We start from the raw sequence: 14,757 nt of genomic DNA on the forward strand, positions 1-14,757 counted from the left end.
CTCGAGTCGTCGGGAATCGCGTACAACCTACCGTGTGGCCGACCCCGATCGCTCTGCCCGGCCTAATCCGAGCTAGGAAGCGGTTTCCATCTCCGCGATCAAATCGGCCAGGGCGAGAATCCGCTGGGCGTCGCGCACGTGCAGGCTCTCGATCATGCGGCCATCGACCGTGATGACGCTGGTGCCCGCGGCCCGCGCCTCCTCGTAGGCCGATACGACCTTGCGGGCGTCGTCGAGCTCCTTCTGCGATGGGCCGAACAGCTCGTTCGCCGGGGCGATCTGTGACGGATGGATCAGGGTCTTGCCGTCGAATCCCATTTCGCGGCCGTGCTGCGCCTCGGCCCGGAATCCGCCCTCATCCGTGATGTCGTTGAACACGCCATCCAGAATGATTTTTCCGGCCGCCCTCGCGCCCAGCAGGGCCATGCCCAGCGCGGGGACGACGGGCGCGCGCCCGGGGACGTGCAGGCCGTGCAGCTCGTTGACGAGATCGTTGGTGCCGACCACCAAACCGGCCAGGCGCTCGCTGGCCGACGCGACCTCCTCGGCCCTCAGAAACGCCCGGGGCGTTTCGATCATCACCCACAGCTGCAACGACTTCGGTGCCCCCAGCGCGTCGAGCGCGTCGGCCAGCGCCCGAACCTGTTGGCCCGTCTCGACTTTCGGCACCAGCACCCCGTCGGCGGCCGATCCGGCCACCGCGGCCAAGTCGTCGCTGTGCCAGTTGGTGTCCAATCCGTTGATGCGCACCACGACCTCGCGGGGCCGGTAGCTGTCCGACGAGACGGCCTCGCACACCGTCGCACGCGATTCGGCCTTCGCGTCGGGCCCCACGGCGTCTTCGAGGTCGAATATCAGCACATCCGCCGGCAGCGATTTGGCCTTCTCCAGCGCCCGGGGCTTGTTGCCGGGCAAGTACAGGGCGGAGCGGCGCGGGCGCAGGGTCGGTGCCATAGCGTGATTCGCTTCCTGTCGTCTAGTCGTGCGGGAAAGGAGTCACCTGCATGTGGCGCGTGGTGACCGCGGCATAGCAGAAAGTACCCTTCGGTAGCGGTGGTGTAGTCGCGGGTGGCGGCCGCCCCACGGCCCAATCGGCCGGCGCGGCGGCCGGATCCTGGAAGGGAAACACGGATGTCATCGATCGATTCGGCACGAAGCGAGGGCGATAGCTGGGACCTGGCCTCCAGCGTGGGGGCGACCGCGACGATGGTGGCGGCCTCCCGGGCGTTGGCGTCTCGCGAGCCGGACCCGCTGCTCGACGACAGGTTCGCCGAGCCGCTGGTGCGGGCGGTCGGACATCCCTTCTTCGTCCGGATGCTGGACGGCCAGATCCCGCTCGACACCGACGACTCGCCGATGACACTGCAGCAGCGGCGCGAGCAGATGACGGTGCGGACCAGGTTCTTCGACGATTTCTTCCGCGCCGCGACGGCGGCCGGCGCACGCCAGGCCGTCATTTTGGCCGCCGGGCTCGACGCCCGGGCCTACCGGTTGTCGTGGCCTGCGGGCACCGTGGTTTTCGAGGTCGACCAGCCCGAGGTCATCTCGTTCAAGACCGACACGCTCGCCCAGATCGGCGCGGAACCGACCGCCGAGCGCCGCACCGTCGCCATCGATCTGCGCGATGATTGGCCAACCGCCTTGCGCGGCAGCGGTTTCGACGCCGACTCTCCAACCGCCTGGATCGCCGAGGGCCTACTGCCCTACCTACCGCCGGAAGCCCAAGACAGGTTGCTGGACAACATCACCGCGCTCAGCGCCCCGGGTAGCCGGCTGGCCACCGAGAACATCACCGACATGAGCGTGTTCACCGACGAGCGGGCCCGGGCGATGCGCAACAACTGGCGCCAGCACGGCCTCGACATCGACGTCGCCGAACTCGTCTGGCTCGGGGAGCGCCGTCCGGCCGCCGAGCACCTGTCCACGACCGGCTGGAACGTCACGCGCCACCCCACCGAACAGGTGTATGCCGACTACGGTTTCGCGATGCCCGACAACGAAATCCTCAAGCGATTCCGTCACGCCATCAGTTACCTCAGCGCCGAGCTGAGCTGAGTTGATCCGGCGCCCGCGTCAGGGCCTGGCGTGGCGCCACTCCCGCTCGAACGGCAACCGCCAGGCGTTCGGCGCGATCAACTGGTGAATGGCGTTGGGCCCCCAGGTTCCCGGCTGGTACAGCTTGACCGCAGGTGGATCGGTGAGGAGCTCTTCCGAACGCTCCCATAAGGATTCGATGCCTTCCGCGGTATTGAACAGGGTGTGGTCGCCCCGCATCGCGTCGAGGATGAGCCGTTCGTAGGCCTCCAGCACATCGACGACCGTCTCGATCTCCTGCGAGGAGAATTGCATGGACAGCTTGTCCAGCTTCATGCCGGGGCCGGGCCGCTTGCCATAGAACGACAAAGACACCTTCGAGTTGTCGGCGAGGTCGAACGTGAGGTGATCGGGACCCTGGGTTCCCACCCCGGATCCGGGTGGGAACATCGTGCGCGGGGCCTCCTTGAACGCGATGGAGATGATGCGGATGCCCTCGGCCATCTTCTTGCCGGTCCGCAGGTAGATGGGCACCCCGGCCCACCTCCAGTTGTCGATGCCGACCCGGAGGGCGATGAACGTCTCGGTGTCGGAATCCCTTGCCACCCCGGCTTCGTCGCGGTATCCCTGGTACTGGCCGCGCACCACATTCGAGGGCTTGACCGGCAGCATCGACCGGAAGACCTTGTTCTTCTCTTCGCTGATGGCAAAGGGTTCGAGCGCGGTCGGCGGCTCCATCACCACGAACGCCATCACCTGGAACAAGTGGGTGACCACCATGTCCTTGTATGCGCCGGTCTCTTCATAGAAGCTCGCTCGTTGATCCAGGCCCAGTGCCTCGGGGATATCGATTTGGATGTGGTCGATGAAGTTGCGGTTCCAGATCGGTTCGAACAGCCCGTTGGCGAAGCGGAACGCCAAGATGTTCTGGGCGGCCTCTTTGCCCAAGAAGTGGTCGATGCGGAAAATCTGGGATTCCTCGAAGGTTTCGTGCACGAAGTCGTTGAGCGCCACCGCGCTGGCCAGATCGGTGCCGAATGGTTTCTCCATCACGACCCGTGAGCGGTCGACCAATTTCGCGTCGCGCAGCATGGTGATCACCGCGCGCGCCGCCTTGGGCGGCACCGACAGGTAATGCAGCCGCCGGGCGTTGGGGCCCAGGTTGGCTTCGGCGTCCGCCACGGCGGTGGCCAGCGCTTCGGGTCCGGCGCCCTGCGGGACGTAGGTCATGATCCTCGCGAAGTTCGCCCATTGGTCGGGTGTGAGCTTGTGTGTCCCGAATGAATCGATCGCGTTCTTGGCGAGCTCGCGAAATTCGTCGTCGGTCAAGTCTTCCAGTGAGGTGGCGACGATCTGAATGTTGGGCGCCAGCTCGGACTGGTCCAAGTAGGCCAGGCCGGGGATGAGCTTTCGCTTGGCCAGATCCCCCGTCGCGCCGAACAGGACGATGACGTGGGGGTCCAACGGATCGGGGTGGTGGCGACGCGGGCGTGCGTCGGGCGCGGGGTACGAGATGGTCTGAGGTTTTGCGGTGGCCACTCCTGCGATACTTCCACCGCCGCGACGCTCTGTCGCCCCTGTTCTCCGGTTGCGGCCGGTTAGCGGTCGCTCGATCGGGTATGGGATAGCGGCGGCCCCCGGCATCGGGGTTCGCCGCCCCACCAAGCCAACGGAAAGCGACATGACAAAGCCCGATAAAGACCCATTGAGCCGCGCTCAGGAGCTGGAGAACATCGTCGATCGGCTCGAGGAGAAGGTCGCCGGGGACCGCGAAGCCGAAGACGTCCCCGGTAAGCCCAGCGACCGGGAGCATGCCGCCGTCCGAGGCTCGGACAACGAGCCGCCGGACTAGCGAGTCATCCGCTCGGCAGATCTATGGCGTGAGCCTTCAGCGTCGCCAGCGTTTCCGGTGCCGGCCACTCGTTGGCTCGGTATCGCGCCGGGGTGATCCCCGCGACGGGCAGGATGCCCACCACGTCGACGACCGTGGCGAACGGCACGGTGAACTTGTCCGACACGTTCGACGGGTCGCCGACGAGGAACGTCACGTAATCGGTGTGGGGCAGCTCCCAGGCCGGGCCCTGCCCCCACACCGTCGTGGTGCGCCGCCCCCACGGCGTGTCGATCACCTGGGCCTCGCCGACGTATTGCGGGAACAGTTCGCGCTCGTAATGCTGCCGCAGGTAGTCGGTCTGGTGTTGGTATTCCCTTGCGGCCAAGAGGCTTCGAGCCGCCAGGCCGTACCCGCGCAGCGGGTGCGGGCCGGCCTGATCGAACGGCACGATGATGGCGCCCGCAATGGTGTAGCCCTGCGGCGAGACGGGTTGTTCGGCCTCGAGGTACAGCTGCTCGGCGACCTCGAAGAGTTCGGCCACCTGGTCGGGGGCGTCGGTGCCCAGCACCAGCGACCCGTCCCCGGGGAAGAACACCAGCGGTCGTGGGCCGCCCGCTACCGCCAGCGAACCCAGCCACCCGGTGGCCAGAATCATCGAGTCGACATAGCTGGCACCGTCGGCGTCCTTCAACAGATACTTCTCGCCCGGTGTGAAGACCTGCTGACGCGCGGTCAGATTCTCCCGGGCCACCGCGAACGCCTGGTCGCCGGTAATGCCCCAGGCGCCGGTTTCGGCCGGCGTCACCATGGCCCGAACCGTGGGAAGGTCCACGACGACCATCTCGTTGATGTGCGGGAACACCGGACGGACCCAGGGCTGTGCCCCGTTGTTGACCAGCTGATTGGCGTAGCTTTGCGGCCGCAGCACCGGCCTCAGCAGGGGTTGGGCTTCGCCCCAATCCAGCGGCGGTGTCGACGATTGGTCGCTTGCCATGTCCACGGTGCGTGCTTCCTGCTCATGATCAGGGAACACGCACGATACACCGTGCGCCCCCCAAAACAAGTCACCCGACGGTGGCCCGCGACCGGCGCCAATCACCCGGCCGGTGGCCCGAACCAGGCGGTGAGGGCATCACGCAGCGCCGGGTCGGTTCCCTCACCGGTCCAGGCAACATATCCGTCCGGACGGATCAACACCGCCGTTGGGGCGCACACCGTCCCCAGTGCCGGAAGTTCCCAATCCCCTTCGTGTTTCGCGTCGACCACACGCACCCGTCCCGCCCACGACGCGATGTCGATGCGCCCGGCCGAGCCGAAGTTGAGCAGAACGGGCCGGCCGTCCCGCAGGAGGGCAAACACCCGCAGCGGACCGTCAGCGGTGATCAGGTCCAGGTCGGGCATGCGGCGCCCCAGCAGCGGGTGCCCCTCCCCGAGGTCGTAGCGGATGCCCAGCCCGGACATCATCGCGGCGAACCGTTTGCGAGGCTCCTCCATGCCCAGCAGCTCGCCCATCGTTTCTCGCAGCGCCTCGGTGCCGTCGTCCGCGCGAAGGAGCGCCAGCTGCGCGATCGAGTTGCGCAGCACCCGCGCGGCGATCGGGTGCCGTTCGGCGTGATAGGTGTCGAGGAGGCTGTCGCGTGACGTGTTGTTGACCACCTGGGCCAGCTTCCATCCCAGATTCACGGCATCCTGGACGCCGGTGTTCAGACCCTGCCCGCCGACCGGGTGATGGACGTGCGCGGCGTCGCCGGCGACCAGCACCCGTCGGACGCGATAGGACGCGGCCTGCCGGGCGGCATCGGTGAAGCGGGAAATCCAACGGGGACTGTGGATTCCGTAATCCGTCCCGTAGACGGCGACGAGCGCCCGGCTCGCATCGTGCACCGTGGGTTCGCCGGAGTTCCGGAGGCGCTTCTCGGTGACCATGATTCGCACCGGCCCGCCCTCCTCGGTGGTGGACAGGGCGTGGACTCCGAGCGCGTCGCGGCGGATACCCCACGGCGGCGGCTGGTCATCTTCGTAGTCCATGTCCGCCTCGGCGAGCAGATAGCTCGTCGTGGCATCCCACCCCGGAAATTCGATGCCGGCTGCCTTGCGGACCACGCTGCGTCCGCCGTCGCACCCGACGAGATAGCCCGCCCGCATCACCCGGCCATCGGACAGGCCGACGTCGACGCCGTTGTCGTCCTGGGCGAGGGTGGCCACCTCTGTGCCGCGATAGATGCGCACGCCGAGTTCGCCGACCCACTCGGCCAGGATTCGTTCGATCTGGTTCTGCCACAGCCCCAGTCCGTACGGGTGGCGGGTGGGAAAGTCGCTGATGTCCAGCCGAATCTGGGCGAAACCCGCCACCTGCGCCACCTGTCCCTGCGACAAGAATCGATCGGCGATGCCGCGCTGATCGAGGACTTCGATGGTGCGAGCGTGCAGACCCCCGGCGCGCGATCCGATCAAATCCTGGTTGGCGCGCCGCTCGACGATCGCGACGTCGACGCCGGCCAAACCCAATTCGCCGGCGAGCATCAGCCCCGTGGGGCCACCTCCGGCGATGAGCACCGCATGCTCGACCTTCCCGCCCGAGCTCTGCGAAACAACCACGTCGATACCCCCGCGCTCTCCCGAATTTTGGTTTCGGACAGCGATTTTGCGACATCACCCGGGTCTTGCGGCAAGCCCCGGGATGCGCTATAGGTTGAAAGTGGCGGGGAAAAACATTCAGCGACGATCGCGCACAGCGTCCATGGCGCGGTAGATCCGCTGCTCGCTGACCGGGCGCGGCGTGCCGAGCTGCTGGGCCCACAGGCTCACCCTGAGTTCCTCGATCTGGCGGGCGATATCGAGGACGTCGGGGTCCGTCCTCGCCGTTCGTGGCAGCTCACGCAGCAGTTCGTCGTAGGCGTCCTGCACGGCGTGCACCCGGTCCATCCGCTCCCGGTCGGCCTGGGCGCCGCGCGCCAGCCCGTCGAGCCGGCGACGGATCGCGAGCAGATAGCGGGTGAGATCGGCGAGGTGCGCCCGGCCGGTCGCGGTGACGAAGCCCGGCGGCAAGAGCCGGTCGAGCTGGGCGCGCACGTCCGCGATCGCCTCGGAGTGCGCGGGCGGCGGGTTGGTGGGCAGCAGGAGTCGCACGTCGTGGGCGGCGGCGAGTACCCGCTCGACCGCGCGCGCAATCTCGGCGGCCGTGGGCGCCAAGGTCTTTCCCAGGCGTTCTTGCAACGCGACGAACTCCCCCCGCGTCCACACCGGCGTCGGCATGAGGGTGTCGGCCGCGGCGTCGGCACAGTCCTCCAGCAGCGCGGACAGGTCGCCGTCGGGGTTGGTGCCGAGCGTCAGACGGGTGCGCGGGTCAAGTTGTCGCGCAATGGCTTTCACCGGGGACGCAACGCTGAGCCGGACCAATCGCCGAAGGCCGGGACCGATCGCCCGGTGCTGTTCGTCCGGCGTCGCCAACACGCGTAGGTCGACGGCGCCGCCGGTGTCGACGAACGCCGGAAAGCCTCGCACGGTGCGCCCCTGCACGGCGCGTTCGATGACGCGCGGCAGTTCGTCGAGATCGTCGGGCCAGTCGCGCAACCCGGTGCGCTCGAGCTCGCCCGCGACCGCGTGCGCCACCGCGCGGCGGGCCGGCGTCGTGAGTCGTTCCTGCAGCTCCTGCAGATCCTTGCCGCGGGCGACCTCGGCGCCGTCAGGGGACTCCACCGCGAACGTCACCCGCAGGTGCGGCGGCAGCTTGTCCAGGTCGAACGCCTCGACGGGCACCAAAACACCGGTGCGACGGCGCAATTCGCGCTGCAACGCCGACAGCAGCGGCTCGGCGGCCGGCTCGATTGCGGCCAGCACCGCGCGTGCCGTGTCGGGGGCGGGAACGAAGTTGCGGCGCAGGTCTTTCGGCAGTGAGCGGATGAGCGCGGTGACCAGTTCCTCGCGCAGCGCGGGTACCTGCCAGGCGAACTCGTCACCCCCCAGGCGCGCCAGCACGTCGATCGGGACATGCACCGTGACCCCGTCGTCGGCGGCCCCCGGCTCGAACCGGTAGGTCAGCGGCAGCGCGGCGTCGCCCGTCCGCCACGTGGTGGGCCGATCGGTGCCGGCGTTGTCGTCGGTGCGCAGCAGGTCGGCGCGGGTGAACGTCAGCAGGTCGGGTGTCTTGTGCCGCTGGCGTTTCCACCACGCGTCGAAATGCCGCGCCGAGACCACCTCGGTGGGAACGCGGGCGTCGTAGAGCGCGTAGACGTCGTCGTCGCCGACCAGCAGGTCGCGGCGGCGGGCACGCTCCTCCAGCTCCTCGAGCTCGGCGCGCAGCCGGGCGTTGTCGCGAAAGAAGTGATGCCGGGTCTGCCACTCCCCTTCGACCAGGGCGTGCCGGATGAACAGCTCGCGCGCCACCACCGGCTCGATGCGGGCGTATCCGACGCGGCGGCGCGCCACCAGCGGCAGGCCATACAGCGTCACCCGCTCGTAGGCCATCACCTCGCCGCGCTTGGCGTCCCAATGCGGCTCGCTGTAGGTGCGCTGCACCAGGTCGCCGGCCACCCGCTCGACCACCTCCGGCTGGATGCGCGCGGCCGTGCGCCCATACAGCCGGCTGGTCTCGACCAACTCCGCCACGACGACCCAGCGCGGCGGCCGTTTGGTGAGCACCGAGCCGGGCGCCAGCACGAAGTTCGCGTTACGCGCTCCCAGGTACTCGCGCGTGTCCTCGCGGCGCATGCCCACATGCGACAGCAACCCGGCGACCAGCGCCGCGTGCACGCGGGCCGGATCGGCGGGCTCGCCGGCGGTGTCTTCGACGATGCCCAGGTCGCCGGCGATGCTGCGTAGCTGGCCGACCAGGTCCTGCCACTCGCGGATGCGCAGGTAGTGCAGGAATTCGGATCGGCACATCCGTCGAAACGCGCTGCCGGATAACGACTTCCGTTGTCCGCGGAGATAGTGCCACAGGTTGAGGTACGACATGAAGTCGGAGTGTTCGTCGGCGAAGCGGGCGTGCTTTTCGCGGGCGGCTTCCTCGCGATCGCTCGGCCGTTCCCGCGGGTCCGGGATGCTCAGCGCCGCGGCCAAAACCAGCATCTCCCGCACGCATCCTTCGGTCTCGGCCTGCAGGATCATCCGGCCCAGCCGTGGGTCGACCGGCAGCCGGGCAAGGCGGCGGCCGAGCTCGGTGATCGCGCCCCGGCCGTCGAACGCGCCGAGCTCGACCAGCAGCTGGACGCCGTCGCGGACGCTGCGCCGGTCCGGCGGATCGAGGAACGGGAACTTTTCGATATCGCCGATTTGCAGCGCCGCCATCTGCAGCAGTACGGCGGCGAGGTTCGTCCGCAGGATCTCGGGCTCGGTGTAGCGCGGCCGGGCCGCGAAGTCCTGCTCGGAGTACAACCGGATGCACACGCCGGGCGCGACCCGGCCGCACCGGCCGGCCCGTTGGGCGGCGGAGGCCTGCGAGATGGGCTCGATCGGCAGCCGCTGCACCTTCAGGCGGCGACTGTAGCGCGAAATCCGGGCGTTGCCAGGGTCGATGACGTAGCGGATTCCCGGCACGGTCAACGACGTCTCGGCGACGTTGGTCGCCAGCACGACGCGACGCCCGGTATGCGGCGCGAACACCTTTTGTTGCTCGGCGGTGGGCAGCCGGGCATACAGCGGAAGCACTTCGGTGTGGCCCGGGCCGTTCGTCAAAAACGTCAAAGCATCTGCGGTGTCACGGATCTCGCGCTCACCCGAGAGAAAGACGAGGACGTCGCCGGGCGGCTCGGCTTCGAGTTCACGGATGGCGTCGACGATCGCCTCGATCTCGTCGCGGGTCTCGGTGCGGACGATCTCGTGGTCCGGATCGTCGGGATCGTCCGTGGATGCGGAAGGCACGGCGACCTCCAGCGGCCGGTAACGCACCTCGACCGGATAGGTCCGCCCGGACACCTCGATGATCGGCGCATTCTCGAAATGCGCGGCGAAGCGCTGCGGCTCGATGGTCGCCGAGGTGACGATCACCCTCAAATCGGGCCGGCGCGGCAACAACTCGCGCAGATAGCCGAGCAGAAAATCGATGTTGAGGCTGCGCTCGTGTGCCTCGTCGAGGATCAGGGTGTCGTAGCGCAGCAGGCGGCGGTCGCGCTGGATCTCGGCGAGCAAGATTCCGTCGGTCATCAGCTTGATCAGGGTGCGGTCGCCGACCCGGTCGGTGAACCGCACGCTGTAGCCGACGGCCTCGCCCAGCGGGCTTGCCAGCTCGTCGGCGATGCGCTGGGCGACGGTGCGCGCGGCCAGCCGGCGGGGCTGGGTATGCCCGATGGTTCCGCGGATGCCGCGACCCGCCTCCAGGCAGATCTTGGGCAGCTGCGTGGTTTTGCCCGACCCGGTCTCCCCGGCGATCACCACCACCTGATTCCCGCGGATCGCGTCGGCGATTTCCTGCCGCCGTGCGCTGACCGGCAGGTCGGGGTAGGTGATCGTCGGGACGGCGGCCTGGCGGGCCGCGACGAGCGGCCGCGCCGCCGCGATCTCGTCGGCGAGCCGCCGCAGCTTCTCGGGCGTGGCGGCGCGGAGGTTCATCAGGCGCCTGCCGATGCGGGCGGCGTCGCGCAACGTCAGGCCGTCGAGTTGGTTGCGCAACTGCGCTGCAGACGGTTCGGCCACCCCGCACAGAATAGGCACCCGCCGCCGGTGGCGTCCCAAGCCCCGGTGCGCCCACCGCGGTTGACGGCGGCCCAATTCGGGTATGACCTGGCGAGCGCATCGAACGGGGTGCGGGCTTGTGCGGGGGACGTGATCGGCGATGGTCGGTTGGTTAGACGAGCTGCAGCGACGGAATCGAACCGTGGGCGTGATCGTCGCCGTCATCTACAAATACAACGACGATCAGGGCGGCTACCTCGCCGCGCTGATCACCTACTACGCGCTGGTGTCCTTGTTTCCGCTGCTGCTGCTGTTGACCACCGCGCTCGGGGTCGTGCTGGCCGGCCGGCCCGATCTGCAGGCACAGGTGCTGCACAGCACGCTGAGCCAATTCCCGGTCCTGGGCAGCCAGTTGCACCACCCCGAGGGGCTCAGCGGAGGCGCCGTCGGCGTGATCGTGGGCCTGCTCGGAGCGCTATACGGCGGTCTGGGTGTGGGACAGGCGCTGCAGAACGCGATGGATTCCGTCTGGGCGGTGCCGAAACACAAGCGGCCCAACCCCATTCGGTCACGCCTGCGCAGCTTGCTGTTGCTGTTGGTGCTCGGCTCGGCGGCCATCGCGGCCACCGTGTTGGCCGCGGTCGGTCACGCCGCCGGCGCCGTCGGCATTCTCGAAACCGCCGGCCTCGCGCTCGCCGCAGTCGTGATCAACGCGTTGATCTGCCTGGTGGCTTTTCGCGTGACAACCGCGCGGGCACTGACGTACCGGCAGGTGTTGCCCGGGGCGGTCGCCGCGGCGTTCATCTGGCAGATGCTGCAGTGGTTCGGGGCGGGCTATGTCGCGCACACCGTGAAACGGGCCAGCGCCACCAACAGTGTGTTCGCACTGGTGTTGGGGGCGTTGGCCTTTCTGTTCCTCGCCTCGGTGGCGCTGGTGTTGTGCGCCGAGGTCAACGTCGTCTTGGTGGAAAAGCTGTACCCGCGCGCCCTGCTCAGCGCGTTCAGCGACGACGCGGACCTCACGCCGGCCGACCGCAGGACCTACACCAAGAAAGTCAAAGCCGAACGCGTCAAGGCCTTCGAGCGTGTCAGCGTGCGGTTCGATGACGTCAGGCGTCTCTCCGCGAAAGCCGTTGGGCGCCTCGGAGTTTCCGACGACCCTCGCCGCTCCCGCACGCCGTGAGGTAGGTTCGCGCCCGGCTTATCGGTGGGTCGTCACGCCCGGCGCAATACTCTGCAGGCATGAGTCTGGTCACCTATGAGCTGCAAGATCACGTCGCCACCATCACGCTGAATCGCCCCGAGGCGCGCAACGCCATCAACGGCGCGCTGCGCCAGGACCTCAACGCCGCATGGGATCGTTTCCGCGACGACCTGGACGCCTGGGTCGGGATCCTGACAGCCAACGGCAGCGTGTTCTGCGCGGGCGGCGACCTCAAGGACGGCGAAGGCTCCGTCGGCACGTTCGGCGGCACCTTCTGGGAGAAACCGACCATCAACTCGTTCGAATCAGGCATGGAACTGTTCAAGCCGACGATCGCCGCCGTGCACGGTCCCTGCATCGGCTACGGGGTGACCGGGGTGTTGTTCTGTGACTTCGTCATCGCCAGTACCGAGGCCACGTTCTGTTTCCCCGAGGTCTCGATCGGGGTGCCCACCATCGTCGGGGCGATCCGGCTGCCGCAGCGGGTGGGCTGGGCCAACGCCATGGAACTGCTGTTGACCGGCAAGCCGATGAGCGCCCAGCGGGCCAAAGAGGTCGGCCTGGTCTGGAAGCTCGTCGAGCCCGACCGACTGCAGGCCGAGGCGCAGGCCTGGGCCCGCACCCTCACCGAGGCCGCACCGTTGGCCCAGCGGGCGACCAAGGAGGTGGCCTGGCGGACCGCGGACATGGGCTGGATCGAGTCGGTGCGCTTCGGCGAGACGATGCGCAAGGTGGCCGGCGCGACCGAAGACGTGGCCGAGGGTATCCGGGCCTGGAGCGAGAAGCGCAAGCCGCAGTGGCGTGGCCGTTGACGTGCCGCGGATGGCGCCGAACCGGCCACCGCCACCGTCGTCGTGGCGCATGTGTCAGGATTCGGGGATGAATGCACGCAGACTTGCTCGCTTCGTTGGTATCTCGACTGTGACGGCGTGGGCGCTGCTGAATGCACCCATCGGCGCTCCGACCGCCGCCGCCGATCCATGCTCGGACGTCTCGGTGGTCTTCGCCCGCGGCACCCACCAGGAGCCCGGCCTCGGCAACATCGGCCAGGCGTTCGTCGACTCGCTCACGTCGCAGCTCGGCGGGCGATCCGTCGACGTCTACGCCGTCAACTACCCGGCCAACGACGACTACCACAACAGCGCGAACGCCGGCGCGGACGACGCGGCCACCCACATCCAGGACACCGTGGCCAGCTGCCCGAACTCCCGGATCGTGCTCGGCGGGTACTCGCAGGGCTCGACGGTGATCGACCTCGCCACCAACGCGCTGCCCGCCTCGGCGGCCGACCACGTCGCCGCCGTCGCCCTCTTCGGCGAGCCGTCCAGCGGCTTCTCCACCATGTTGTGGGGCGGCCAGCCGCTCCCCACGATCAACCCGGCGTACGGCGCCAAGACCATCAGCCTGTGCGCCCCCGACGACCCGATCTGCTCGGGTGGCGGCAACATCATCGCGCACGTCTCCTACATCGACGCCGGGATGACGGCCCAGGCCGCGACGTTCGCGGCCGACAAGGTCAACCAAGCCGCGCCGCGCGTCTGAGGCAGGTTCTAGTCGTTCGCGCGCCGCTCTTGGCGTTCTTGCTTTTCGGCGGCCGCCAAATCCGCGACGCGATCCGCTTCGGCGCGCTTGTCGGCGGCCTCGCCTAGCTTGTCCTCGGCCTCATCGAGTTTGGCGGCGGAAGCCTTGGACGCGGCCCGCTCGGCGGCCTGAGTCCTGTTCTCCACCTGTCGTTTTGCCGATTCGACGGCGTCCTTCTGCTTGGCGGCCGCCTCGTCGACGCGCTGCTTTGCCGAGGCGCTCGCCTTCTGCGCCGACTGTGCCGCCTGCCGCTTGCGGTCCCCGGCGGCGTTGCGGGCCTCCGCGATCTCCTGAGCTGTTGCCGCCTGCGCTTGCTGGCGTTCCTCGATCGCCTCGTCACGAGCACCCGCCAACTCCGCGTCGGCCTGCTTTTTCCTGGTCGCCGCCGTCGCGTCCAGCTGTGCGGCACGCCCGAGCGCGTCGCTGCGTTCCACGAGCGCCGTCCCCCGCTCGACCAGCCGGGGATCGCCGAGCGCATTCCCGACAGTGCTGTCAAGCATCCCGAGCGAGCGCTCATAGAGCAGCCGCGCACGCGCTTCCGCTGGGATTCGGGTAACGACCCGATCTTCGATCAACTGCAGCGGGAACCGGGCGAGTTGGTAGTGAAACCGCAGAACCGCCAACGGGGCGTCGGATATTTTCATCGTTTTCTCCTGTACGTGGCCCGCCCTCAGGGCAGGTCGGCTTCGTCGGACACGTTCTGGGCATGGTGGCGAAGGCGATCGGCCTCCGCCTTTTCGTTGGCGGCCACCTGCACCGAGGTTTGATGCTGCGCGGCGGCATCGACGACGTCCTCCGTCGCGTCACCGATTTCCTTGCGTTCGTCGGCCTTGGCCCGTTGGATCTGCTGTTGTGCGTCGAGCTCAGCCCGCGTTTGTTCCGTTGCGGCGGTCTGCTGCGCCGCGCGCTCGGCCGCGCGCTTCTGCGCGGCTTGTCGGGCTTCGATCGAATCCTCCGTAGCCACCGCGCTGGCGTTCGCCGCCAGGCGCTGTCGGGCGCCATCCGCCTTGGCTTCGGCCGCGTCATCCCGCGCTTGCTTGGCCTGGGCCTCGGCGACGGCCTCGGTTGCGTTCGCTTCTTTGCGCTCGTGCGCCTGGGTTTGCTCGAGCTGTCCTTCGGCGGTCAGCGAATCATTGCCCGTCACGGCGCCGACGACCTCTTTGGCTTTGCCCTTGACCGAATCGATCAGGCCCCTACGCGCCTCGTCTGCCTTGTCGTGCTTACTCATCGAAATTCTCCTTGCGGCGTTGGCCAAGAACGTTCGTTCACGCAGGGGGATTCCACGGACTCGGTCGCTCAAACACGACGTGAACCGCGTCACTGATCGCCAGGACGTCATCGCCGCGGTCGGCGGGCGTGAAATAACAACTGCCGCAACATCGTTCGTGGCGGAGGCGCCTTGCCATGCGCGAAAGAGCGGCAGGGCGATACTCTTGCCGGCAGGGCCGTCGCGTCCGACTCGACGGATGGGCACGTCAAATGGCGTCGAGGC

General features: G+C 68.2%; 12 protein-coding genes. 5 read left to right on the plus strand and 7 right to left on the minus strand.

The features are described 5' to 3' along the window. Positions 1–72: 72 nt before the first annotated feature. Entirely contained in the window at positions 73–954 is an 882-nt protein-coding gene (locus tag OCU_RS37365) for an HpcH/HpaI aldolase/citrate lyase family protein (RefSeq protein WP_009957158.1), read from the minus strand. A gap of 177 nt (positions 955–1,131) precedes the next feature. Here OCU_RS37365 and OCU_RS37370 point away from each other — a divergent pair, with 177 nt between their 5' ends. Beyond that, positions 1,132–2,055: a class I SAM-dependent methyltransferase gene (locus OCU_RS37370; protein WP_009957159.1), complete on the plus strand. Its 924-nt coding sequence runs from the start codon at positions 1,132–1,134 to the stop codon at positions 2,053–2,055. A gap of 18 nt (positions 2,056–2,073) precedes the next feature. Here OCU_RS37370 and zwf read toward each other — a convergent pair whose 3' ends face one another. Further along, complete coding sequence (gene zwf / locus OCU_RS37375) at positions 2,074–3,573, minus strand: glucose-6-phosphate dehydrogenase (protein WP_014380122.1); 1,500 nt, start codon at positions 3,571–3,573, stop codon at positions 2,074–2,076. Between the two features lie 142 nt (positions 3,574–3,715). Between zwf and OCU_RS51400 the strand changes: the two genes are divergently transcribed. Then, on the plus strand, positions 3,716–3,886 hold the full coding sequence (locus OCU_RS51400; protein WP_162832316.1) for a hypothetical protein: 171 nt from the start codon (positions 3,716–3,718) through the stop codon (positions 3,884–3,886). A gap of 4 nt (positions 3,887–3,890) precedes the next feature. On the opposite strand, the gene OCU_RS37380 is transcribed toward OCU_RS51400, so the two are convergent. The 3 genes from OCU_RS37380 to hrpA form a co-directional block, all read right to left on the minus strand. Then, positions 3,891–4,868, minus strand: a complete 978-nt coding sequence (locus OCU_RS37380; RefSeq protein ID WP_009957162.1) for a DUF1444 domain-containing protein — start codon at positions 4,866–4,868, stop codon at positions 3,891–3,893. Between the two features lie 95 nt (positions 4,869–4,963). After that, on the minus strand, positions 4,964–6,391 hold the full coding sequence (locus OCU_RS37385; protein WP_233425198.1) for an FAD-dependent monooxygenase: 1,428 nt from the start codon (positions 6,389–6,391) through the stop codon (positions 4,964–4,966). Positions 6,392–6,583: 192 nt separating this feature from the next. Then, on the minus strand, positions 6,584–10,501 hold the full coding sequence (hrpA, locus tag OCU_RS37390; RefSeq protein ID WP_009957164.1) for an ATP-dependent RNA helicase HrpA: 3,918 nt from the start codon (positions 10,499–10,501) through the stop codon (positions 6,584–6,586). Positions 10,502–10,640: 139 nt separating this feature from the next. Between hrpA and OCU_RS37395 the strand changes: the two genes are divergently transcribed. The 3 genes from OCU_RS37395 (at position 10,641) to OCU_RS37405 (ending at position 13,226) form a co-directional block, all read left to right on the plus strand. Beyond that, a complete protein-coding gene (locus OCU_RS37395; protein ID WP_014380124.1) occupies positions 10,641–11,663 on the plus strand; it encodes a YhjD/YihY/BrkB family envelope integrity protein in 1,023 nt (340 codons plus the stop codon). Between the two features lie 59 nt (positions 11,664–11,722). Further along, positions 11,723–12,496, plus strand: coding sequence for an enoyl-CoA hydratase/isomerase family protein (locus OCU_RS37400; RefSeq protein WP_014380125.1), 774 nt, complete (start codon positions 11,723–11,725; stop codon positions 12,494–12,496). 67 nt (positions 12,497–12,563) lie between these two features. Then, positions 12,564–13,226, plus strand: coding sequence for a cutinase family protein (locus OCU_RS37405; protein ID WP_026071609.1), 663 nt, complete (start codon positions 12,564–12,566; stop codon positions 13,224–13,226). 8 nt (positions 13,227–13,234) lie between these two features. Here the strand turns inward: OCU_RS37405 and OCU_RS37410 are convergent, their stop codons facing one another. Both OCU_RS37410 and OCU_RS37415 read right to left on the minus strand, forming a co-directional pair. Then, a complete protein-coding gene (locus tag OCU_RS37410) occupies positions 13,235–13,909 on the minus strand; it encodes a hypothetical protein (RefSeq protein ID WP_014380126.1) in 675 nt (224 codons plus the stop codon). Between the two features lie 26 nt (positions 13,910–13,935). Further along, positions 13,936–14,493, minus strand: coding sequence for a general stress protein CsbD (locus tag OCU_RS37415; RefSeq protein ID WP_041787066.1), 558 nt, complete (start codon positions 14,491–14,493; stop codon positions 13,936–13,938). Between the last annotated feature and the right edge of the window lie 264 nt (positions 14,494–14,757).

The sequence above is a fragment of the Mycobacterium intracellulare ATCC 13950 genome (genome assembly GCF_000277125.1).
GTDB classification, from domain to species: domain Bacteria; phylum Actinomycetota; class Actinomycetes; order Mycobacteriales; family Mycobacteriaceae; genus Mycobacterium; species Mycobacterium intracellulare.